Here is a 21,125-nt window from a genome sequence, read left to right as displayed (position 1 = left end):
GATTCTCTCTCCCCTCAAGAGTTCGCTTTTGTGCTCATCTTTCGCTCACTCTTGGTATTTCGCAACAAAAAAACACCCCCGCAGGGGTGCTGTTGCTTACCAGGTAAATTTTCTAGCCAACTGACTTAACTAAACCCTTCCTCATCCGCCGGGTCGCCGTAGGGGTCTTCGCTGGCCGGACTCACATTGCCGAACATTCCAGCATCCGCTACGTAGTCTGCGGGGTCGCCGTAGGGGTCTTCGCTGGCCGGAGTCAGGTTGCCGAACTGTCCGTAGTCTGTACCGGCGTAGTCTGCGGGGTCGCCGTAGGGGTCTTGGCTGGCTGGAGTCAGGTTGCCGTACTCTCCAGAACCGGCGTAGTCTGCGGGGTCGCCGTAGGGGTCTTGGCTGGCTGGAGTCAGGTTGCCGTACTCTCCGTACTCAGCCGGGTCGCCGTAGGGGTCTTGGCTGGCTGGAGTCAGGTTGCCGTACTGTCCGGCATTGGAGGCATCTTGGTAATTGCCATCAGGATCGAGTTGCTCGCTGTCTGGCCCGACGATCGCATCTTTTAACTTCCGCAAAAATCCATCTACCATGATAAAGTTCCTCTTTTTTATGTGTTGAAACACGACTGTTTTAGATTGGGCATCCCAGATTTAATTGAAAGTCAGGGAACCTGCAATCTAAAATCTCAAATGCTTAGACTACTGTGCCGGAACAGGACTTGTAGCTTCCGGCAAGGTAGTAAGGTCTCGACCGGTATTTTGGTTGTTGTACCCCTGGAATTCGCGGTAACGCACTGCCTCGGACTCCGGAACTTTAATTCCTTCAGGCGGGGGCGTTACCCAGACCGCGCGATTCTGGGCATCACGGTAGTAAACGCGACCGTTTTTGGAAAGGTAATGTTTTCCCTGCGGCCCCTTTTCTTGTTTATTTTTGTGCTGATTGTAGATGTAGTAAAGGGCTGCTGCTCCTGCTAAAGTAATCCCTACTTTTTGAGCATTGCTCAGTCCTTTTTTGGCTTGTGGGGAAGGAGTGGAGGCACGATTAGTTTGCACTCCTCCAGCGCGAGTGTTGTCAACAGGAGGCGGAGGAGCGGAATTTTGCTGGCTAGAACCGCAAGCACTCACAAAGGGAAATGTCAGCAGCGTTGTCAGCAGCAGAGCCATGAAGCGCGATCTTTGGGGTTCGGGTTTGATTGTGTTCATTGCCGCTCCGAATTGTCGGGATTATAGGTAGAGTGTGTTCTGGCGAGGTTGAGGAACCTGAGCTGCTGCCAACAGTTTTTAGAGTAAACTAATTTCTCAAAGCAATTTTGACCAAAGTAGTTGCTGAGAACTTAACAGCGCAGCTACAGTATTGCGTTTCTATATTAATTATCCTCAAGTCTCTCGAAAATTTCCTCTTTCCAGGGATATAAATAAAGTTTCTTTTATTTCAGTCCGCAGGTATATGCCACTGCGCGCCTTCGGGTAATAATAAATTCCGCTTGTGGACTGCTCAAAGCAAAGTGAAGCAGACCGAGGGGGCGAGTCCGAAACTCAAAGCAGCACTGGCGAGGGAAAGGAGGCGGGATTTATAAGTCCGGCGGTGTTTAATTTCGCCCGACTGCTTGTGGGAGATGCCTGCAATTTTAGTGTGGGAATTCTGGAGAGGTCGATCGCACTCTTGGAGAAATCTCTTAACAGCGAGAGAAAGCCGCCCAAGCTGGTCGGATATTAATGAAATCAAAGAATTTAGTTACTGCTGGATTGTCGATCGCAGTTGTATTTACTGCGGTATAATATATAACATTTTCCCAGCAACAAAACCAAGTCAAGGAATTGCTGCAAACAAAACAGTGTCCGGAATGCAATTTCAGCAATGCCAACTTACAAGGATTAGACTTGCAAGGAGTCAACTTGCAGGGAGCTAACCTAGAAGGTGCTAACTTATCAGGAGCCAAGTTGACCAATGCCAACCTCAAAAATGCCAACTTAAATAGAGCCAACCTGACGGGAGCTGATTTGGGCTGTGCTGGCATCACTTTCAACCTTGAGGCTAATGAAAAAGAAGCAAATATGGATTTTAGTGTCACCGCTGTTCCAGAACAGAATAACCCAGAAAATGCAGTAGTTGGTTTCAATATGAAAGCAACGGATCGAGGAGCCACAATGCGTTTCAACCTCATGGGATGCGCTGACTTCTCAAATGCTAGCTTGCAAGAAACTAAAATGCCCGATGGCAAAATTCATCCTTAATTGCAGCAAATACAGCAATCTGCTGTGTCATCATTTGTCAACTTCTTTTCATTCTTTCCGCTCTCTCTTTCTCTTTCTCTGCGTCCTCTGTGGCCTCTGTGGTTCATAAAAAAAAACCGTCGCCTGACTGACAGGCGGCGGTTTTTTTAAGCAACTAACAATCGCCTAAAATTAGTGAGCAGAACCGTTACCATGATACTTGTCAGTATCGTAGAATCCGTTTTTTGTGCCGAAGAACAGACAGCAAACGGTGAAAACTGCTGTCAAGACTGCTAAAACTAACTTAACGTCCATAATTTACCTGCTGTTGTTGAGTGAGTGCAAATACTCAGATTGTAGAATCTTTTTGGCTGGCGCGGCCATCTACCAGCGTAGCGCCAGATTTGCTCGGCTGTACTCTGGTGCGGCAGTTTCCTGACGGCGAGACAATTCGGGGAATTATTGTCGAAACCGAAGCTTACGGCCCGGGAGATCCCGCTTGTCACGCTTACCGAAAGCGCACTTCTCGCAATGAGGTGATGTTCGGGCCTCCGGGTATGAGCTACGTTTACTTAATCTACGGGATGTACCATTGCTTTAATGTCGTGACGGATGCAGAGGGAGTTGCTAGTGCTGTGCTGATTCGAGCTTTGCAGGTAGATGTGGTTCCCAAAGAATTCGCTGCAATTCCTGAGAAGAAGCGATCGCGCCTCGCCGCCGGGCCTGGGAAACTGTGTAAGGTACTGGGGATCGATCGAACTTTAAGCGGTTTTCCCTTGGGTGCAGGCCAACCGCTGCGGTTGGAACACCGGAGCGAGCGCTTTCAGCAAGCTGTGGAGGAGGGTACAATAAATTTTGTGCAAACTACGCGGATCGGGATTTCTCAAGGAATGGATTTGCCTTGGCGCTGGTATTTAGGGAACTGTACGGCTGTGTCACAACTCTTGTAATGTCAAAGGTATCATTGTAAATTTTGTCGCTTATCTTCGTGAAATTATGGCTTACTCTTCTGAAAACCCGATCGTACAACTCAAAAAATGCCTAAGCCTGGTTCAGGATGTTAGCACTCACACCGAAGCCAACCGGGCTTTCGAGCAATTGTGTGGGATTATCGATGCTGAAAACCCAATGGCGGCGCAACTTTTGGAGATGCTTTGGGAAGAAGCAATTATGGCGAGGCGATCGGCTTTATTTTGGCAGCAAATGAGCGATGTTGAGAAAGATATGGCTAATAGAATGATGGAAAATATGACGCAAATGCGGCAAAACTATTTGCGGTTGATGCAGGAAATGTAGGAATCGGGAATCGGGAATCGGGCATCGGGCATGGGGAAATTGAGACTCAACTCTGACGGAGTGACAGTCCCGGTCAGCTTGAGCATCTTTTCCCCTGTTTTTTCTAGCTGAGCGAGGAATTAAGGGGTAAAAATAGGTTGTCTTCGATGTGCGATCGGACTTCAGGTGAGACGTTACAACCACTGTTTAGGCATTCCATCAAAAATTTACTAGCCTGATAATACTGAACAAGCAATTCTTTTTGCGATTCTGTGAACTGCCAGTCCTGACCGATATCACGATACTGAATTATCACATCTCTTAAGTTTTTAGTCCACTCTAAACCATTGTTTAGCCACCATTCCCTAAATATCTCTCTATTTGAAATAGGTAAGTAATTTTTAAACTCTTCAATTGCTTCATTAAACTCAGAATTAGTATTTTGTTTTAGGAACTCATCGAGAGTTTTAGTGATAGCATTGAGAATAAGATCGGAATTGATAATATTAATGGCTGTATTGGTAGCAATCGCTCTACTAATAGCAATAGCACTTATATAGTCGATAGAAATGTCTAGGTCAGTTCTAGTGTTGATATCAATATCCAAGCCAGTGGCAATAGTGTTAGTGGTAGTAACCTCAATAAGGCTACCAATAGCGCCGCCAACAGCACAGTCTGGGTCGCTGGCCATAGCAATAGCGCGAGCGCGGGTAAGGTAAAAAAGACGAACGGCTGCTGGTTTGTAAGAAACATTCACTGAATTCGATTTTTTACTTACCCACCTGAGAAATGCCTGGAGTTTTTTATCAGTAGTGATGAGCATATCAACTTGTTGCTTCATTAGTTGAAATAAACTATCTGCTGCAGACAATTTATTAGAAGCCTCCAAAAATACTTGTCGCCACCGTGGTTCAGTTATGTGAAGGACGAGTTGCTGACAACCCTGTTGAGAGCTTACCAATTCTTCGGCACTCAAATACTCTTGAAATATTTGATGAGAAAAAAAGGATTTTTTCCAGGTTCTTTTTACCAATAAGTCAGAGACAAGTTCAATATCACTTAAATCATCTGAAGGAGAGAATGCGATCAATTTCTTACCATCAACGGCATCAAATACCTGTATTTTGTATCCAATTTGTTCTAACCATTCAGGAATATCCCGCCAATTTTTTAGCGTCTTGGGTTGTCGTTTTGTCAGTTGTTCTACATACCGATATATTGTCTTGCAGAGGTCAGCTTCCACTCCTCTAGAATTTTTATATAGCTTTTCAGATATTTCAGCAGGACTATAACCACACAGTAATCCACGCAGATGTTTCTTTTCTATTTCTGTGAGTTCCCGTTTCATGTGAGGCGCAAACTCTCGCTTGGCAACAGCTAAGTCTTTGTATAACTTTTGCAGATCCCAATTAGTTGCGGCTTCGGCAAATAAGTCTTCGGATGAATCTGGAGTGCGTACCATCATTACCACACGATCGAGTCCCTAACAGATAATCCTAACAAATTTCCTAACCTTTGTTTGGAACCAACTAGGTATGGGAGTGTAAAGCTATATATGTAGTGATTCAAAAGTCTAAAAGATATGACCAGACAGCAATCCAACCATCAGCAGCTATCTCTTTGCATAGACAAGCCAATCTCCACCTTGATCAAAGACCTCAAAGTGTCTCGTCATCCACTCGTTATGGATGCTACCAACAAACTTGAAGAAGCCCTACGCCTCTTGCAATATATCCAGGATGCTGGAGTAGTCAAATCGACGACAACAAAAACAGCTATTTACGAACTCCTGACCAAAGTTTAACGAAACTCACGTCATCTAGTGGGTGTGCATCTTGCGAGCCTCACTTTACACAGGACTTATGCAGGAACACTATATATAGTGTTCCTGCATAAATACGAACGCTAATAATTGATCCAAGCTATTTGCCCGATCGCAATTACCAACTTTTCCTATTTCATTAAAGCAGCGCCGCAGTTGTAAAGTTCCCGCGCGTAATCAGTCCAAGTTCCCTGTCCCCAATAGCGAAAACAGCTTGTTTGCAGCAACAAATTGTACAGCAAAGCTTGCTGGTATTCAAACTGCTTGGTAACGGTGGCATCTTGCTGCAACAGCGCATCGTACTTTTTGTGAAATGCAGCGCTGAGTAGATTCATCGGTTCCAAAACATTTTCGTAGCCTTTCACCCAACTCAAATCGTTAGTCCAAGAAGCACCATCCATGTGAAAATTATGGTCTGTTTGCTTGAGTTGGGCGATCGCACTTTCCACTTTTTCCGGCGTCGCACTATCAGCATCGACTAGATGCCAGATTTTGTGCTGGTTAACCCCTTGACAAATGGGATAATCATCAGGATTAACACCCGCCGCTTCAATTATCTCCAAATATTCAGTGCCGTTTAAACCGACAACGCCGGATTTTCCCCCGCCTTGTTCGCGGTTTTCGTGCCAAGCTTTGACAAAAGCGCTGGGAAATTCATTCATCATCACGCCGCCATTTTCGCCGTCGGCAATTTGAGTAACTAAAGAAGGGACTGTGATATTGCCAATTTGCTGTTTATTGCGTCCTTTGGCTTCGTAATAAGGCTGCATTTGACCGACCAATTTCGTATCTGAACCTTGGGTTTTAATCAAAGCAGTAATACTGATTGTTTCGCCGCGAGAATTGCGGGCAACTAAACGGTTGGGAATATATTTTTGGTCTTGCGACAATCCCGAACCGTCTGGATTTTCTACAGAATGTTCTTGCACCATCAGCCAGCGATAGCCGCATTCTTTCAAAGCTTTGATGTATTCGTAAAGTGTATCTGGGTGATTGGGAAAGTGCATTTCTGGGGGCGAAAAACCTTTGACGCGCTTCAGGGCATCAATGCCAAAGATAGCGGCAAAATGATGTTGCCATGCTTGAATTTGGAGTTTGATGTCGGGAATGGGAGTTGAGGGAATGACGGCGTGACTCCACATTGTCCCCAGCCATTCTACGTGAGGTTGATATTGAGGATCGCAGGTAATCCGCTTGAGATTATCAAAGATATCGTCGCGTCCCATTTGGCGCAATCCCCACAATAAGTTGCCCGAATAGTCGAGCATAATTCGCGGGTTGCAGCCTTCGGCAATCAGTTGGGGGATAAATTCTCCCATGCGAGAATAGCACCAAGCAAAGACTGCGGCGTTGTGGTTGTCTCCTTGGTTGGGATGTTCAAACATATGCTGGAGATTGCCGATCAGTTCGCCGTTTGCACCCGCAGGAATGGTGGGTTGGTGCATATGCAGGGCGCAGGCGAATCCGGCTTGAATATTTTCCAGGCGCAGATTTGTGGTAGGTAGAAAGATTGGTTCGTTGCTATTGGCTGCGGCATTAATTTCTGCTTCGGAGCCGCAAATATGGGGTAATCCTGAGTTGATTTCTTGTAAAATGGGTAAATTGGGAGATTGTGCGATCGCAGGCATAAATTTTTCTCAACAATTGTGGAGGGGCGCTGTCTGCTATTGCTAAGATAGCTAGATACTTTAACAGTAGCAGAGGATGTCTGCAAAAGATAAATTACCCAAGATAAGTCCGGGAGCGCAGAAGCTCCTAATCTTGGGTAAAATGTTTAACACATTTCACGTAAATAGGCGAGGTAAATTATGAAATACGAAATCAAGCTTTTGGAACCGACGGATTTGTGGTACGTCCAAAATAACATCAATAAAGAAACCAACAAGTTTTACCATCCAACTAAAAATATTCCGTTGGTTCAGCAAGCGGAAATTCACTTGAACAATTCGGGAGTGATTATTCAAAAAGGTGCGCTGCATTGGTGTATGGGAAAATTGACTTCCGGTGTTTATAAAACGGATAACCGTTTAAAAGATATGTGGGTATCGTTGACTACGGAAATGGACTACAACGCTCCCGTATATCAAGGAACTGGTACGGTGAAACTGGAACCGAGACAAAAAGGGAATTTCCTGCATTATACGCCGATCGAGCTTTTGGATGCAGAGCAGTGGGAATTTGATGATGGTGTATTTCAGTTTTGTTCGGACAATGTAGTTATCGGTGCTAAAAAACTGAAATTCCGACAAGTGGCTGCTTCTAATGACGGTAGGTGGAGAATTGCTGTTACAGCTTTGCGCGAGCAAAAAGCTATAGTTGTAGCTGCTACAAATTCACCGGCTAAGGTTGTCGAACTCAAACAAGGTGAAACTTTGATAGCTGATTGCGATTTGGTGAAAGGATTTACCAAGGGGATTGAAGAAGATTATCGAAAATTAGGTCATTTTGGCAAAGGCGGTGGAGAGGGTTATGTTTGGTATTATCAGGGGAAAGGTAAATTATTAGTATGTGAAAATGATGCTATGGGTTTGGGATAAGTTGTTGCATTTTTGTCGAGCGGTATGAGAATGATGAGTGGGATTTATGTAAGATAAGGAGGAAGAAACATCGCACACAAATTTGCAGGCATGAAAGTGTCTGAGATTCTCAAAGGTAAAAAAGGTAGTAGAAAACAAGCACAGCTTCCGGCAAATTCGCCAAGTTGGGAAGAATTTAGCGAAATGATATGGGAGCAAATAGAAAGAGGTGCTGAAGAAAATCTCCCCGGCTTTAAGATGGTTCGCAAATTGTTGAGCGATCGGAGATTTGATAGATGAAAAATAATGGATTTGACCAAGTAATATTATTTTTGCAAAAATTGCAAAAACAGGCTATCGATTACAGTTTAGCGCATCATCGCGATGAAGCTCTGATGGTAATTGTAGCTGTACCTGGGGAACGGTGGGAAATTGAATTTTTGAGTGATGGTTCGGTGGAGGTAGAGAAGTTTGTCAGTAATGGAGAAATTGTTGGAGAAGAAGCTTTGAGTGAGTTATTCGATCGCTATTCGGAACTAGACGAGACAAATGGCGATTTGACTCAAAAGATTGAGTTGACAAATGTGAGAAGATGAGTTATGTTTTGCGGAATTTGCGATCGAGTTGCAGCAATGCCGAAACGATATCGCCGATCGCAACCGCCGCAAATTCGGCTTCTGGGAGCCCGATCGCCCTGTATTCCCAATGGCCTACTTGCTTATTTGGCGAGAAACCATATACTTTGTCATGTTAAGAAAATATCTTTTTGATTCATCCAGGAGCGACAAAAAAAAATGTACATAGTACAAATTGCCTCAGAGTGCGCCCCCGTCATCAAAGCAGGGGGTTTGGGCGACGTAGTTTACGGCTTGAGTCGGGAGTTACAGAATTCCGGCCACTGCGTCGAGATTATTCTACCGAAGTACGACTGCATGAGGTACGACCACATTTGGGGACTTCACGAGGCCTACCGGGATTTGGCTGTGCCCTGGTACGGCGGCGAAATCCTCTGCGATGTGTTGTGCGGCTGGGTGCACGGGCAGTTGTGTTTTTTCATCGAACCTCGCTCTCAAGATAACTTTTTTAATCGCGGCTGTTATTACGGGTGCAATGACGACAATATGCGGTTTGCATTTTTCAGCAAAGCCGCTTTGGAATTTTTGCTCAGAAGCAACAAACGTCCCGATGTGATTCACTGTCATGATTGGCAAACTGGTTTGGTGCCAGTCTTGCTGTTTGAAATTTACAAATACAATTGGATGGAATATCAGCGAGTCTGCTATACCATTCACAATTTCAAACATCAAGGCATGGGAGGTAGCGATATTTTGCAAGCAACGGGTTTGCACAGACCGGATTATTATTTTGATTACGATCGCCTCCGAGATAACTTTAACCCTTTTGCTATCAACTTTATGAAAGGTGGGATTGTTTACTCGAACTTTGTCACCACAGTTTCGCCGCACCACGCTTGGGAAGCTCATATGGGCGAGTGTGGCTACGGTTTGGGCCACACATTGCATTTATATCAAGAGAAGTTTCGCGGGGTGCTCAACGGCATTGATTATGATGTCTGGAATCCCGATGGCGATCGCTATATTCCTCACCACTACAATCAGGAGGATTTGGCAGGAAAAGCCAAAACAAAAAAAGCTTTGCGCGATCGGCTGTTACTGCGCGATGCTGACAAGCCTATTATTACCTTTATCGGTCGTTTGGACGACCAAAAAGGCGTTCATCTCGTCCACCATGCAATTTATTACTCTCTGAGTAAGGGAGCGCAATTCGTGCTTTTGGGTTCCGCGACGGAAGCGGGAATTAACGCGCATTTCCAGCACGAAAGACAGTTTTTAAATGATAATCCAGACTGCCATTTAGAACTAGGTTTTAATGAGGAACTGTCGCACTTAATTTACGCCGGTGGGGATATGATTGTGGTTCCCAGTAATTACGAACCCTGCGGGCTGACTCAGATGATCGGGTTGAGGTACGGCACTGTTCCTGTGGTGCGGGGAGTTGGCGGTTTGGTGAATACTGTGTTCGATCGAGATTACGACACCCGCCACCTACCGGAAGAACGCAACGGTTACGTGTTTTACCAAAGCGACTACTACGCTTTAGAGTCGGCGCTCGATCGCGCGATCGGATTGTGGTATGACTATCATGATGAATTTGAAAAACTCATGCTTCAAGGCATGAATTGTGACAATTCGTGGAACTATCCAGCTAAAGACTATGTGGAAATTTACGAGCTAATTAGACACAAATAATCCGTAAGCTGTTCAGCATTTAAATAGAATGTCAACAAACAATCTAAGTCTTGTGGGGTGGGCGTCTCGCCCGCCCTGAATATGCAATTTAAATGCCTGACAGCTTAGGATCTCAGATGCTGCACCATTGTCAAGAACGGGCTCTGGGGCCCGTTCCACAAAGAATGAGTTTTCTCGCTTCACAGGCCGTCCAGCCTGTTCATAAAAGGCTTATTGAGAATGGTGCAACATCTCAGATGAAATTGTTGTGGGGAGTAGGGGTTGGGCGTCCCGCCCGCCCGAAAAATACAACGCAAGATGCCCGACAGCTTATAAAAAAGTCTTTGCGTAAAAAAAAATTGCCGGTTGAGCGAAGTCGAGACCGGATTTCTGACCACGAATTTCAAAGGTGGTACCCGCCACGTGATTTATCCGTGGAATCAATCCAAAATCGAAAATCGAAAATCCTCAAGAAAGAGCATTTATCCGTGGGGTCGCCTCTAAAATCTAAAATCTAAAATCTAAAATCGATTGACCAGCAGTGCGTCAGCCCTAAAATAGTTACGATCTCGATCATCAAATAAGAATTACTTGCATTAATATAGTAAAGCACTGACTATAGATGGCTGTAGAGAGACCATCGTGTCAATTACCAGATGAAAAAATCTATCATTATAGAACAATGAGCATTTCTCGGCGTATTTTTCTTGCCAGCGGTACAGCAATGGCTGTCGTGGCCGTGGGGGAACTAAGCAAAAAAGCCCCTGTCGCAGCCCAAACCGGGACTCTCAACCTTTATTCAGCACGTCACTACGACACTGATAATGAGTTGTACCAAAGCTTCACCAAAAAAACTGGGATCAAGGTTAACCTCGTTGAGGCGGATGCTGACCAACTAATTGAACGGATCAGAAGTGAAGGTGCAAATAGCCCTGCTGATGTTTTTATCACGGTGGATGGTGGGCGTTTGTGGCGGGCAAAACAAGCAGGTATTCTGCAACCTGTTTCTTCAACAATCCTGACATCGGCAATTCCAGCAAGTTTGCGAGATCCTCAAGGTTTCTGGTTTGGTCTATCGCGCCGGGCACGGGTGATTGTTTATAACAAAAGCAAGGTGAACCCGACCCAATTGTCAACCTATGAGGCGCTGACAGAACCTCGGTGGAAAGGCAAAGTTTTAGTGCGATCGTCCACTAATATCTATAATCAGTCTCTGGTTGGGGCTATGTTAGCGGTTCATGGAGCTCAAAAAACAGAAGCTTGGGCACGAGGATTGGTGGCTAATTTTGCGCGTCCTCCAGAGGGAAATGATACGGCGCAAATCAAGGCTGTTGCTGATGGGGTAGGCGATATTGCCATTGTTAATACCTATTATGTAGCTCGCTTAATGAAATCGAAAGATCCAGCAGAAAAAGCGATCGCGGCGAAAGTAGGTGTATTTTTCCCGAACCAGCGCGATCGCGGTACCCACGTCAATATTAGTGGTGGAGGTGTAGTCAAAACCTCCCGTAACAAAGCAGGCGCGACCAAATTCTTGGAACACTTAGCCAGTCGCGAAGCGCAACAAATTTTTGCTAGGAGTAATAACGAATACCCTGTGATTTCAGGTGTGGCGATCGATCCTGTAGTGGCAAGTTTTGGTACATTCAAATCTGACCCTCTCAACCCTGATGTGTTTGGGAAAAATAACCCCGAAGCTTTAAAGGTTGCCGATCGGGCAGGATGGAAATAGAGGCTTTTTGAACAAGAAGCTACTCTTTGTGATTCGGCGGTTGAAACCGCCGAATCCCATAAACTTTAATTTTTAATTTTACCATCCGGCATGATAGCGCCTTTCAGGTTGGCCCCTTTCAGGTTTGCCCCAGTCAAATCAGCACTATTTAAGTCAGTTTCACTTAAATCGGCATTACTAAGATTGGCATTATTCAGTTTTGCCCCTCGCAAAAAAGCCCCCTTGAGATTTGCATTACTCAAATCAGCATTTGTGAGATCAGCAGAAAATAAACCTGCTTTTTCCAGAGAAGCAGCTTTTAAATTTGCACCTTTGAGATTGACGCTATCGAGTAAGGCTTCATTAAGTTTGACATTTTCTAGCATAGCACCTTCCAACTTAGCACCGTTGAGATTAGCACTTGTTAAATCAATGTCACTTAACTTAGTATCAGTCAGGTCACATCCTGGACATTGCTTAGTTTTTTGTAATGTTTCGAGAGGGCTGGCCGCCTGTTTTTGGCATCCAAAGGTGACAAAAATAGTAAGCAGTAAGAAGGAGATTGTGCCAGTAGTGCGGTTAAACATTGCTAAGTTTTTATTAATCATCTTGATTTATGAAGGAAAAAGGAAGATGGAAGAAGGGTTGATACATTCTCCTGAAACCCGCCAGGGAATAAATTATTCCCTGTCTAATAGCTAAAGTCGGTTGAAACCGACATCTTGCACCATTGTCAAGAACGGGCAAGATGCCCGTTCCACAAACAGTAGATTTTCTTGTGGAACAGGCCGAAAAGCCTGTTCCTAAACAAGTAATTGAGAGTGGTGCAAGATGTGAGTTGAAACCGACTGAAATCCTAGCTGTATAGTCGTCTTCAGACGACTTTCGCTATGAGACAGGGGTTTCAACCCCTGTCGGACTATAGCTTTAAAAGAATCAATCACCTGTGCAAGCAGGGAAGAGATTTGGCGGTTATAGTGTTGAAGACTTGCGCGATCGCGCAATTTTCCAACTTAATAAAATAACCGGTAACATCCCCACTAAAACAATTGCCAAGGCTGGGCCAGAAGCTTCCGCCAATCGCTCATCTGAGGCAAGTTGATAAGTTCGCACAGCCAAGGTATCAAAGTTAAAAGGTCTAATAATTATAGTAGCAGGTAACTCTTTCATTACATCAACGAATACTAACATCATGGCCGTTAGTAAACCTCCCGTCATCATTGGTGTATGAACTGTAACTAAAGTTTGCATCGGGCTATAACCCAAACTTCTCGCCGCATCATCTAAATTAGGCTTAATTTTGCTCAAACTTGACTCTACCGCATTTAAAGAAACAGCTAGGAAGCGAACTATATAAGCAAATACCAAAGCTGCGATCGTACCACTTAACAACAAGCCTGTAGAAATCCCCAAGTTTTCACGCATCCAACTATCAAATAGATTGTCAAATTTTCCAATGGGAACCATAATCCCCACTGCAATCACAGAACCAGGTACAGCATAGCCCATTGCCGCAACTCTAGTTCCTAACTGCACTCCTAAATTAGGATATAACCGTAAGCCATAAGCCATAATCAAGGCAATAACTACGGCTAATATTGCTGTCAGTGTTGCCAAAATTAAACTATGACGGGCAAAGATCCAAAAACGTTCATCTAAAGTGACTTGCCAATTAGCTAAAGTCAACTTGCCTAAAAGACCTGCTGGCAATAAAAAACCAAAAAACAGCGGCAGGAAACAAGCCATTACCGCTAAAATTTCCCGGATTCCTTTAAGTTGATAAGTTGGTAGTTGGCGATAGCGGCTGCTAGCTTGATAATATTTAGTCCGACTTCGAGACCAGCGTTCTAGTAAAATTAAACCCAGAACAAATAATAATAGCAGGGCAGCTAATTGATTGGCAGCAATTCGTTCTCCCATGCCAAACCAAGTCCGATAAATACCTGTGGTGAATGTATCAACTCCAAAATACTGAACAGTACCATAATCGTTGAGAGTTTCCATCAAAGCCAGTGCTAAACCTGCAACAATTGCTGGTCTAGCCATTGGTAAGGCAACTGTCATAAAACTCCGCCAAGGGCTACAGCCGAGTATTCTACTAGCTTCTAGGGTACAAGTTGATTGCTCCAAAAAGGCAACTCTTGTTAATAGGTAGACGTAGGGATATAAAACTAAGATTAGCATTAAGATTGCTCCAGGGAGCGATCGCACGTTAGGAAACCAATAGTCTCCATAACTCCAGCCAAAAATATAACGCAAAGCACTTTGAACTGGGCCTGAAAATTCTAAAAAGTCTGTATAAGTATAAGCTAGCACATAAGCTGGGGCCGCTAAGGGTAACAGTAATGCCCATTCAAATACGCGACTGGCCCGAAAGCGACACATTGTTACTAGCCACGCACATCCTACCCCAATCACGACAACACCAAAGCCTACACCGATCATTAACCAAAAAGAGTTGATGATATAACGAGTTAAAACTGTATCGGTTAGATGTTGCCATGTATCTTTAGCTTCCACAAAGATACTGGATAAGACACTGAAAACTGGTATGGCGATCGGCAATGCTAAAGCAATAACCGCAAGCGTCCACCCACTAGCGGATAAACCGCGTAAGGTCGATAGCCATTGGATTGTCCTGATTCCTGTTTGCTGTAGTGATTTTTGGGAATTTTTCATCGCTAGTAAATTGTCTAGCTTGCTAGTTTATCAGTACGTGTAAACATTTGTCAAGTCTTTCTGACAATTTATATCACTAAACAGGTTTATTGTAGAATAGTAAGTTGTTGATTATTTATGGCAATAATGGCTCCACCTATAATTCTGCAGTTGGATGGTGTAACAAAACAGTATGCCCAAGCAGCATCACCTGCGGTGGCATCTGTCACCCTGACATTACATCAAGGAGATATACTGGGGTTGTTGGGGCCATCGGGTTGTGGGAAAACAACGTTGCTGCGGTTAATTGCGGGTTTTGAACAGCTACAAGCAGGGACGATCGCCCTAGCAGGGAAAACTGTAGCCAGTGTTAATATGTCAGTGCCGCCGGAACAGCGAGACATTGGTATGGTGTTTCAAGACTATGCACTCTTCCCCCATTTGACAGTCGCGAAAAATGTAGCTTTTGGCTTGACGCATCAAGGAAAAGAGTCAAAGCATAATATTCAGAAAGGTGTCACCGAAGCATTAGCGTTGGTGGGATTAGAAGGATTGGAAAACCGTTATCCCCATGAATTATCCGGGGGTCAGCAACAGCGAGTAGCCCTGGCCCGTGCGTTAGCCCCTAGACCTGCGATTATTTTACTAGATGAACCATTGAGTAATTTAGATGTACAAGTACGGTTAAGATTGCGTCAGGAAGTCCGCGAGATTCTCAAAGCAACGGGAACCTCTGGTGTATTTGTCACCCACGATCGCGAAGAAGCACTTTCGATTTCCGATTGGGTAGCGGTGATGCGTCAAGGCCAATTAGAACAGTTTGGCACTCCAGAGGAAGTTTATCAAGAACCTGCATCTCGATTTGTGGCTGAGTTTGTGACGCAAGCTAATTTTGTGTCTGCATCGCTGAAGCAGGATTTTTGGGAAACAGAAGTAGGTTGTTTTGCTGTTAAAGGATATTCATCTTCACAAGTTCCTTGTGATGTTTCTACTGAAGGAGAATTGATGATCCGGCAGGAAGACTTGAGTTTATACTTAGATGAAGATTCGGCTGTTGTGGTTTGCGATCGTCAGTTTTTAGGTAGAGAAAATCGTTATTGTTTAAAAACACCTTCGGGCGAAAAGTTATATGCCCTCACAACCACAGGAAATGTTTTTCCCATTGGTTCTAAAGTTCGGTTATCTTGTGGTGATAATTCTCCCTTAGCTTTCTTTGTCGGTAAGCCTAGGTCATAGCTAAGGACTAATTGCTAATAGACATCTCGCAAAAAGAATCTCAAACCGTTGCCCTATGTAGAAAAGGTTATTTGCAGCCACTCAACAGGAAGGTTACATTTTTTCCCGACAGGTGAATGCGATCGCCTGCAACTCCTTCCCCTCGCCCGCCTTATTTCCCTAAAGCCTCAAAAAATACAGCAACCACCAAGGCTAAAATCAGATCTGGATCGATCGCCAATATACCACCAACCCCGTCAGCAACAAATTCCCCTCGCTATCCCACCACCGTAACCATTGCTGAGTCTGATTTTGGTAACTGCCTTCCCATAGGGCCAAGTTTAGTTCCATAAGTTCGATCGGCTACTGAAGGTTGATTAACAGTAAGACTTTTTCTGACATTTGCTAACAATCACTTACATTTGCCTTCTGGTCTTCATGTCATATAGAATGAATTTAGCCACTCAGATGTAGGTGAAAAACCTTGGTAGTACGCAACCGCTATATAAATAAGTTGCCTCTACATTATCAAAGCAAATAATCAGATTGGCGTGGGGCTGTAAGCGATAACCAAGCTGAAGGCAAGAATATAAGTGCTTGTAGAAATTTCTACGGGCATCGGTTGATACGCCTTGGTTGAGATAGGATCTCAACTTATGTATTTGTTAGCAAATGTTAGCAAAAAAGTATCGGAAACAATATTACAACATAAAAGCCTTTCATCCCGGTGACTTTAGTCTGGGGATGAAAGGCTTTTGCACGTTTTGACCAGCCTTCAATCTTGTGGGCTTGACAGATTTAAGCTAATTTTATTCAAATGAAAGTATGTTAATTTTCGGACTTTTGTCCTTGCGATTCCGGCAGTGCAACTTCTGAATCCGGCTGAGTGAGAGCCATTTCTAGAGATTTTGCAATCTCGACTGACTCAGGAGTACGCTTAGAAAATCCCCAGATAAACATCAAGACAATACTGGAAACTAACAGCCATTGCGGAGGAACTAAATCGGGATTAATTACTTTCACCAACAACCGCATTCCCACGAACCCAACTGTGATGTAACCAGCACTTTCTAGGTGAACGAACTCATCCAGCCAGCGGATGAACAACCCGGCCATGAATCGCAGGGCAATAATTCCAATAGTAGCGCCTGTTACGACGATAAAAGTGTTGTCAGACACAGCGATCGCAGTAGTAACGCTATCCAATGAAAACGCTAAATCCGTAAAAGCAATCATGGGAATTGCTTGCCACACAGACGCAAATCTGGGCCCGTGATGTTCTCCTTCGGAGTCTGTCTCTGAAGTAAAATGTTGGAAAACAAGCCACAGCAGGTAGAGAGCACCAAGCAGCTCAAACTGCCAGTATTGGATCACCCAAGTAGCCGTTAAAATTAGGGCGATCCGCAGTACAAAAGCAATTATCAAACCCAAGTTGAGAGCTCTTTGCTGATCCTTGGCATCTTCTAAACCTTTAGAAATAGACGCCAGGGCGATCGCGTTGTCAGCCGAAAGTACAGCCTCCAAAGCCACCAAAACCAACAATAATAAAAAGCCGTCAACTCCAAAATTGGGTGAAGCGTCGAGAAATTGATCTAGCATTAACTATTTTGTGCACCTAAAATTGGCAAGGGTCGAGCGCAGCGCAAATTACCCGCTCTGTCTAACATTAGTGTCACCTTCACGTGAACTACCAGACGCTGACCACTTCATTGGTACAGCGCTGGCTTCCTGATTCAACGGGGCGGCGCGTCCAACAAAACCGAAGTTTTGCCAGATCGACTTACATCCCCTCCACAGGCAGAAGCGCTAGTTCCTAACGCCAAAATCCGCAAGGCTTCATTTCTAATGTTGAGGGCTGCATTTACATCACGGTCATGATGAGTACCACAATGTTTACAAGTCCATGCCCTAACATCAAGAGTGAGATGCTCAACTTGATTTAGGCAGGCATGACAAGTTTTTGAGCTAGGAAACCATCGATCAATCTCAATGTATTGTTTACCTTCACTTTGGGCCTTGTACTTAAGCATTGTGCAGAACATACCCCAGCCAACATCACTAATGGCTTTGGCTAAATTATGATTCTTGACCATGCCTTTGATATTGAGATTTTCTACTGCAATAACTTGGTTTTCGTTAACTATCTTGCGGGATAGCTTTTGTAGAAAATCTTCCCGGCATCGGGCAATCTTGGAGTGAACTTTTGCCACCGCCCGTCTTGCCTTTTTCCTGTTTTGACTGCCTTTCTTTTTGCGATCGAGCTTTTGTTGTTTACGTTTTAAGTTTCGTTGACGTTTGACGAAATACTTGGGATTGCCGAACTTAGAACCATCACTGGTAATCGCAAAATGAGTTAACCCTACGTCAATGCCAATAGCTTTATCTGCTGGGACTAACTCAGGCTGTTCTTTCCCATCGTCAATCAAAACAGAAACAAAATGTTTACCGTCCGGGTTGCGAGATACGGTAACGGTCTTGATATCGCCCTCAAAATCACGATGTCGCCGACAGAAAACTAAACCAATCTTAGGTAGGTTGATATAGTCACCGTCGAATTTGACATTTTGAGGGTAGCTGATCGACTGCCTGCCATGCTTGGCTTTGAACTTGGGCAGCATCGCCATCTTGTCAAAGAAGTTTTTGTAGGCAGTAGATAAATTCAATGCAACCACCTGCAAGCATTGAGAATAAGGTTCTTTTAACCATTCGTATTCTTTTTTGAGTGCAGGGAGCAAGCCTTGTATGTATGCCCTAGATAGTCCTTTGCCAGTATTCTTGTAAGTTTCTTGACATAGATTCAAAGCATAGTTCCAGAACCATCTCGCACAGCCAAAAGACTTTGCAAGCAAGACATCTTGCTCATCTGTGGGATAAATTCTGTACTTGTAAGCTTTATACATTTATCAAGGTTGCAGAATACCGATAAAATTATCATAGCGCACAAAAAGGATATTGATTCGCTCTCGCTCAATTTATTTTCGGGCTGCGTTTTCATCCCGACGCTCACCTTCGGTAGAGCGCAAGACTTCCCATTCGCATTAGTTAAATCTTAACCTAACGCGGTAGTTCTGTGCGAGGCGATCGTCCCAACAACGTCGGAAGGAAGCAGTCCCAGGAAACAAGGAAAAATTCTCCCCCTCCGACACTCAAAAACAGCGCCACTGCGCCACTGCGCTACTGCCCCACTCCTCCCCGGAGGCAGCATTTGTGTTGCAAGTTGTAACAAATGATTCCCAAAAGCGCCAATTTGTCTCAAATTAGTGAAAGCTCGTCCCCGCGAAAAGGAGTTTTGCGAATATGTCTTTAACAGATACCCAAGTCTACGTAGCGCTCGTAATTGCTTTGATTCCCGGAATCTTGGCTTTCCGGTTGTCAACTGAACTGTACAAATAGTTTCCAGACACCAGTTGCGAACTGCAAAACGCCTGCCTGACCAGTTAAATCTCTCGCATTACAGATACAGACAATTGCTGCCCCAGTGCAGTAGATTGTTTGTGTTCCGCAAGACGAGACTGCAAGGGCAGGCATTTTTATGGGAAAATTCCGTCTTAAGGCGTCACCTTTGTCTCAACAATTTTGGCTGTCAGCACCCTGACAAACAGCGGCGAGTGTGCGTTAAGCTCAGAATTTGCTCTGTTGAACTCTAAAACGTCAGTCTCAGGTATTTGAAAAAAAATTATGCAAGCGATTCAACCCACCGTTACCCCACTGCGTCCTGTAAAAAACTCCCCTCGGGTTACTCCTCGTCGCAACAGCAGCCGCCAGCGTTCCTACCCTCACCAAACCCTCGCGGCCGAAACAGGGGTCAAGTTGGCAGTCAACATGGTACTTTCAGTCTGTGCCACTTCTGCTTTGCTTCAGCTTTGGCCTCACTACCGGGCGGTGCAAGAAAAATTGCACGAAATCCAAGCTGAAGTCAATCTTACCCAAGGGCGAGTAAATCAGTCGCGATCGGACTTTAACCGCTACTTTGACCCTAGTCTTGCTAAAACTGTGATGCAAGAGCAAAGCAACCAAGCTGACCCGCAGCAGCGTCCGGTGATTTTGCAAGAAGCCGAGGTGCCCGACGCCGAGGAATCAACCCCCCAACCTTAAGGGAAGGGCTGTTTTGGGTTTGGATATCACGTCCGATGTGCATCATTCTTTTATGTCATTGGTTCGCACAGCGAACAATGACAGATGAATCTGTCGGACGTGATATCAGTTTTGAATAAAAGAGCAAAACTTAAGTGCCAAATACTTTGCTAAACTTATTCACAGTTAATCACCGAGAGGAAGTTTCATGTTTGCTGTCAAGCGGGCGCTAAAATTAAATAACAAGGAAGCGACGTTGATGGCAAAACACGCAGGATTCCGGCGCGTAGTTTTCAATTTTGGGTTGAGCCTGCGAACTCAAATGTACAGTGAGGGGAAATTTACCGACTCGAAGGTACTCAACGAAGTCAAGAAGGTTCTCACCAATCACGTCAAGAAAACGTCTGAATTTGCTTGGATGAACCAGTTGTCTAGCCGAGTTTATCAAAACGCTTTGATTGACTTAAAAGATGCTTTTAGTCGATATCGTTCGGGGAAAGCAGGTCATCCGAAGTTCGCCAGCCGCCGAGACGGTCAATCTTTTACGGTTGATTCATCTAACGGTAAAGTTTTGTTAGTCGCTGGTAGCACTATCAAGATTCCTACGTTGGGAACTTTTCGACTTTTTGAGCCGTTAGAATGTGGTTTTATTTCTCAAACTTTTACGGTTTCAAAAGAAGGGAATCGCTGGTTTGTTTCCTTTTGTGTTGATGCAGAGCGCCTGCCCGGTGGGCAGTCTGAAGGTTCTGTGGGAATTGATGTCGGCATCAAGTATGCGGCCACGCTATCAACCCAACAGAGTTTTGATGCACCAAAGCCGCTAAAGCAAGCGAAAACCAAGCTTGCTACTTTACAGCGCCAAGCATCTAAACAGGTAAAAGGCTCTCGAAATCAGCGCAAAACCTACAACAAAATTAGTCAGATCCATGCACGAGTCGCTCGTATTCGCTTAGACTTCCTTCACAAGTTAACAACTTACCTAGCTAAAACTTTCAAGCTAATTAAGATTGAGAACTTGAATGTTCAAGGAATGATGGCGAATCATAAGTTAGCTGGAGCAATATCTGACCTGGGATTTTACGAATTCAAACGTCAGCTCGACTACAAATGCCAAATGTATGGAGCTAGTTTAGTGCTAGTAGACCCGTGGTTCCCTAGTACGAAAACATGCTCAAATTGTGGCACAAAAAAAGATATGCCACTAAGCGTTCGGACTTTTGACTGTCCTACTTGTGGCATATCTTTGGATCGGGATTTTAACGCAAGTTTGAATATTTTAAATTGGGAACCCTCGGCTTGAGGGGAATAGCCTACTTATCTTGGGATTAGCCGTCTACCCAACAGCGTAGGAAGTGAACTCGAATTGTGTCTAAAAATGAGTTTAGACAAGTTTAGATAAGTTTCACG

At 44.5% G+C, this 21,125-nt stretch carries 23 protein-coding genes and 1 pseudogene; 13 read left to right on the top strand and 11 right to left on the bottom strand.

Annotation, left to right across the window (positions count from 1 at the left end):
- Positions 1-125 precede the first annotated feature (125 nt).
- The 3 genes from QUB35_RS14975 to QUB35_RS14965 form a co-directional block, all read right to left on the bottom strand.
- Positions 126-575, bottom strand: a complete 450-nt coding sequence (locus QUB35_RS14975; protein WP_333142649.1) for a translation initiation factor — start codon at positions 573-575, stop codon at positions 126-128.
- 108 nt (positions 576-683) lie between these two features.
- On the bottom strand, positions 684-1,187 hold the full coding sequence (locus QUB35_RS14970; protein ID WP_333142648.1) for a hypothetical protein: 504 nt from the start codon (positions 1,185-1,187) through the stop codon (positions 684-686).
- 292 nt (positions 1,188-1,479) lie between these two features.
- Positions 1,480-1,710 (bottom strand): hypothetical protein, encoded by a 231-nt coding sequence (locus tag QUB35_RS14965; protein ID WP_333142647.1) that lies wholly within the window; start codon positions 1,708-1,710, stop codon positions 1,480-1,482.
- Between the two features lie 92 nt (positions 1,711-1,802).
- Between QUB35_RS14965 and QUB35_RS14960 the strand changes: the two genes are divergently transcribed.
- Positions 1,803-2,219 (top strand): pentapeptide repeat-containing protein, encoded by a 417-nt coding sequence (locus QUB35_RS14960; RefSeq protein WP_333142646.1) that lies wholly within the window; start codon positions 1,803-1,805, stop codon positions 2,217-2,219.
- A gap of 171 nt (positions 2,220-2,390) precedes the next feature.
- On the opposite strand, the gene QUB35_RS14955 is transcribed toward QUB35_RS14960, so the two are convergent.
- A complete protein-coding gene (locus QUB35_RS14955) occupies positions 2,391-2,513 on the bottom strand; it encodes a hypothetical protein (protein WP_006633228.1) in 123 nt (40 codons plus the stop codon).
- A 20-nt stretch (positions 2,514-2,533) separates the two neighbouring features.
- Here QUB35_RS14955 and QUB35_RS14950 point away from each other — a divergent pair, with 20 nt between their 5' ends.
- Positions 2,534-3,148: a DNA-3-methyladenine glycosylase gene (locus tag QUB35_RS14950; protein ID WP_333142645.1), complete on the top strand. Its 615-nt coding sequence runs from the start codon at positions 2,534-2,536 to the stop codon at positions 3,146-3,148.
- A 46-nt stretch (positions 3,149-3,194) separates the two neighbouring features.
- Positions 3,195-3,494 (top strand): hypothetical protein, encoded by a 300-nt coding sequence (locus QUB35_RS14945; RefSeq protein ID WP_006633230.1) that lies wholly within the window; start codon positions 3,195-3,197, stop codon positions 3,492-3,494.
- A 103-nt stretch (positions 3,495-3,597) separates the two neighbouring features.
- On the opposite strand, the gene QUB35_RS14940 is transcribed toward QUB35_RS14945, so the two are convergent.
- Complete coding sequence (locus QUB35_RS14940; RefSeq protein ID WP_333300704.1) at positions 3,598-4,938, bottom strand: NACHT C-terminal helical domain 2-containing protein; 1,341 nt, start codon at positions 4,936-4,938, stop codon at positions 3,598-3,600.
- 117 nt (positions 4,939-5,055) lie between these two features.
- Here QUB35_RS14940 and QUB35_RS14935 point away from each other — a divergent pair, with 117 nt between their 5' ends.
- Complete coding sequence (locus QUB35_RS14935; RefSeq protein ID WP_333142643.1) at positions 5,056-5,277, top strand: hypothetical protein; 222 nt, start codon at positions 5,056-5,058, stop codon at positions 5,275-5,277.
- A 149-nt stretch (positions 5,278-5,426) separates the two neighbouring features.
- On the opposite strand, the gene QUB35_RS14930 is transcribed toward QUB35_RS14935, so the two are convergent.
- Entirely contained in the window at positions 5,427-6,923 is a 1,497-nt protein-coding gene (locus tag QUB35_RS14930) for a glycosyl hydrolase family 57 (protein WP_333142642.1), read from the bottom strand.
- Between the two features lie 180 nt (positions 6,924-7,103).
- Here QUB35_RS14930 and QUB35_RS14925 point away from each other — a divergent pair, with 180 nt between their 5' ends.
- The 5 genes from QUB35_RS14925 (at position 7,104) to QUB35_RS14905 (ending at position 11,792) form a co-directional block, all read left to right on the top strand.
- A complete protein-coding gene (locus tag QUB35_RS14925; RefSeq protein ID WP_333142641.1) occupies positions 7,104-7,832 on the top strand; it encodes an AIM24 family protein in 729 nt (242 codons plus the stop codon).
- Positions 7,833-7,922: 90 nt separating this feature from the next.
- Positions 7,923-8,111 (top strand): hypothetical protein, encoded by a 189-nt coding sequence (locus QUB35_RS14920; RefSeq protein WP_333142640.1) that lies wholly within the window; start codon positions 7,923-7,925, stop codon positions 8,109-8,111.
- Entirely contained in the window at positions 8,108-8,407 is a 300-nt protein-coding gene (locus QUB35_RS14915) for a hypothetical protein (RefSeq protein WP_333142639.1), read from the top strand. The genes QUB35_RS14920 and QUB35_RS14915 overlap by 4 nt, the downstream gene beginning before the upstream one ends.
- Positions 8,408-8,605: 198 nt before the next feature.
- Entirely contained in the window at positions 8,606-10,081 is a 1,476-nt protein-coding gene (glgA, locus tag QUB35_RS14910; protein ID WP_333142638.1) for a glycogen synthase GlgA, read from the top strand.
- Between the two features lie 661 nt (positions 10,082-10,742).
- Positions 10,743-11,792: a Fe(3+) ABC transporter substrate-binding protein gene (locus QUB35_RS14905; RefSeq protein WP_333142637.1), complete on the top strand. Its 1,050-nt coding sequence runs from the start codon at positions 10,743-10,745 to the stop codon at positions 11,790-11,792.
- Positions 11,793-11,857: 65 nt separating this feature from the next.
- On the opposite strand, the gene QUB35_RS14900 is transcribed toward QUB35_RS14905, so the two are convergent.
- Complete coding sequence (locus tag QUB35_RS14900) at positions 11,858-12,379, bottom strand: pentapeptide repeat-containing protein (protein ID WP_333142636.1); 522 nt, start codon at positions 12,377-12,379, stop codon at positions 11,858-11,860.
- Between the two features lie 364 nt (positions 12,380-12,743).
- Positions 12,744-14,450 (bottom strand): iron ABC transporter permease, encoded by a 1,707-nt coding sequence (locus QUB35_RS14895; RefSeq protein WP_333142635.1) that lies wholly within the window; start codon positions 14,448-14,450, stop codon positions 12,744-12,746.
- Between the two features lie 126 nt (positions 14,451-14,576).
- On the opposite strand from QUB35_RS14895, the gene QUB35_RS14890 reads away from it, so the two are divergent.
- Positions 14,577-15,665 carry an ABC transporter ATP-binding protein gene (locus QUB35_RS14890; RefSeq protein WP_333142634.1) on the top strand — a complete coding sequence of 363 codons (1,089 nt, stop codon included), beginning with the start codon at positions 14,577-14,579 and terminating at the stop codon, positions 15,663-15,665.
- A 231-nt stretch (positions 15,666-15,896) separates the two neighbouring features.
- Here QUB35_RS14890 and QUB35_RS14885 read toward each other — a convergent pair.
- The 3 genes and pseudogenes from QUB35_RS14885 to tnpB form a co-directional block, all read right to left on the bottom strand.
- Positions 15,897-15,983 (bottom strand): annotated as a pseudogene (locus QUB35_RS14885) (Uma2 family endonuclease); the annotation flags it as partial.
- Positions 15,984-16,472: 489 nt separating this feature from the next.
- Complete coding sequence (locus QUB35_RS14880) at positions 16,473-17,243, bottom strand: TerC family protein (RefSeq protein ID WP_333142633.1); 771 nt, start codon at positions 17,241-17,243, stop codon at positions 16,473-16,475.
- A 134-nt stretch (positions 17,244-17,377) separates the two neighbouring features.
- The gene (tnpB, locus tag QUB35_RS14875) at positions 17,378-18,544 is read right to left on the bottom strand and encodes an IS200/IS605 family element RNA-guided endonuclease TnpB (RefSeq protein ID WP_333142632.1); all 1,167 of its coding nucleotides are present in this window, start codon (positions 18,542-18,544) and stop codon (positions 17,378-17,380) included.
- A 397-nt stretch (positions 18,545-18,941) separates the two neighbouring features.
- Here tnpB and psaM point away from each other — a divergent pair, with 397 nt between their 5' ends.
- The 3 genes from psaM (at position 18,942) to QUB35_RS14860 (ending at position 21,018) form a co-directional block, all read left to right on the top strand.
- Entirely contained in the window at positions 18,942-19,037 is a 96-nt protein-coding gene (psaM, locus tag QUB35_RS14870) for a photosystem I reaction center subunit XII (protein WP_015174804.1), read from the top strand.
- Positions 19,038-19,322: 285 nt separating this feature from the next.
- Complete coding sequence (locus QUB35_RS14865) at positions 19,323-19,739, top strand: slr1601 family putative cell division protein (RefSeq protein WP_333142631.1); 417 nt, start codon at positions 19,323-19,325, stop codon at positions 19,737-19,739.
- A gap of 187 nt (positions 19,740-19,926) precedes the next feature.
- On the top strand, positions 19,927-21,018 hold the full coding sequence (locus QUB35_RS14860) for an RNA-guided endonuclease TnpB family protein (RefSeq protein ID WP_333142630.1): 1,092 nt from the start codon (positions 19,927-19,929) through the stop codon (positions 21,016-21,018).
- The last annotated feature ends 107 nt before the right edge of the window (positions 21,019-21,125 follow it).

The sequence above is a fragment of the Microcoleus sp. B13-B6 genome (genome assembly GCF_036705405.1).
Taxonomy (GTDB): Bacteria; Cyanobacteriota; Cyanobacteriia; order Cyanobacteriales; family Microcoleaceae; genus Microcoleus.
Note: the sequence above shows the minus strand (reverse complement) of the source record. Positions and strands in the feature narration are given on the sequence as shown.

Coding starts and splice junctions, on each gene's coding strand:
- QUB35_RS14975 (WP_333142649.1), bottom strand. CDS start 575: ATGGTAGATGGATTTTTGCGGAAGTTAAAAGATGCGATCGTCGGGCCA.
- QUB35_RS14935 (WP_333142643.1), top strand. CDS start 5,056: ATGACCAGACAGCAATCCAACCATCAGCAGCTATCTCTTTGCATAGAC.
- tnpB (WP_333142632.1), bottom strand. CDS start 18,544: ATGTATAAAGCTTACAAGTACAGAATTTATCCCACAGATGAGCAAGAT.
- QUB35_RS14865 (WP_333142631.1), top strand. CDS start 19,323: ATGCAAGCGATTCAACCCACCGTTACCCCACTGCGTCCTGTAAAAAAC.
- QUB35_RS14925 (WP_333142641.1), top strand. CDS start 7,104: ATGAAATACGAAATCAAGCTTTTGGAACCGACGGATTTGTGGTACGTC.
- QUB35_RS14900 (WP_333142636.1), bottom strand. CDS start 12,379: ATGATTAATAAAAACTTAGCAATGTTTAACCGCACTACTGGCACAATC.
- QUB35_RS14945 (WP_006633230.1), top strand. CDS start 3,195: ATGGCTTACTCTTCTGAAAACCCGATCGTACAACTCAAAAAATGCCTA.
- psaM (WP_015174804.1), top strand. CDS start 18,942: ATGTCTTTAACAGATACCCAAGTCTACGTAGCGCTCGTAATTGCTTTG.
- QUB35_RS14880 (WP_333142633.1), bottom strand. CDS start 17,243: ATGCTAGATCAATTTCTCGACGCTTCACCCAATTTTGGAGTTGACGGC.
- QUB35_RS14895 (WP_333142635.1), bottom strand. CDS start 14,450: ATGAAAAATTCCCAAAAATCACTACAGCAAACAGGAATCAGGACAATC.
- QUB35_RS14930 (WP_333142642.1), bottom strand. CDS start 6,923: ATGCCTGCGATCGCACAATCTCCCAATTTACCCATTTTACAAGAAATC.
- QUB35_RS14970 (WP_333142648.1), bottom strand. CDS start 1,187: ATGAACACAATCAAACCCGAACCCCAAAGATCGCGCTTCATGGCTCTG.
- QUB35_RS14940 (WP_333300704.1), bottom strand. CDS start 4,938: ATGATGGTACGCACTCCAGATTCATCCGAAGACTTATTTGCCGAAGCC.
- QUB35_RS14860 (WP_333142630.1), top strand. CDS start 19,927: ATGTTTGCTGTCAAGCGGGCGCTAAAATTAAATAACAAGGAAGCGACG.
- QUB35_RS14890 (WP_333142634.1), top strand. CDS start 14,577: ATGGCTCCACCTATAATTCTGCAGTTGGATGGTGTAACAAAACAGTAT.
- QUB35_RS14955 (WP_006633228.1), bottom strand. CDS start 2,513: ATGGACGTTAAGTTAGTTTTAGCAGTCTTGACAGCAGTTTTCACCGTT.
- QUB35_RS14915 (WP_333142639.1), top strand. CDS start 8,108: ATGAAAAATAATGGATTTGACCAAGTAATATTATTTTTGCAAAAATTG.
- glgA (WP_333142638.1), top strand. CDS start 8,606: ATGTACATAGTACAAATTGCCTCAGAGTGCGCCCCCGTCATCAAAGCA.
- QUB35_RS14905 (WP_333142637.1), top strand. CDS start 10,743: ATGAGCATTTCTCGGCGTATTTTTCTTGCCAGCGGTACAGCAATGGCT.
- QUB35_RS14920 (WP_333142640.1), top strand. CDS start 7,923: ATGAAAGTGTCTGAGATTCTCAAAGGTAAAAAAGGTAGTAGAAAACAA.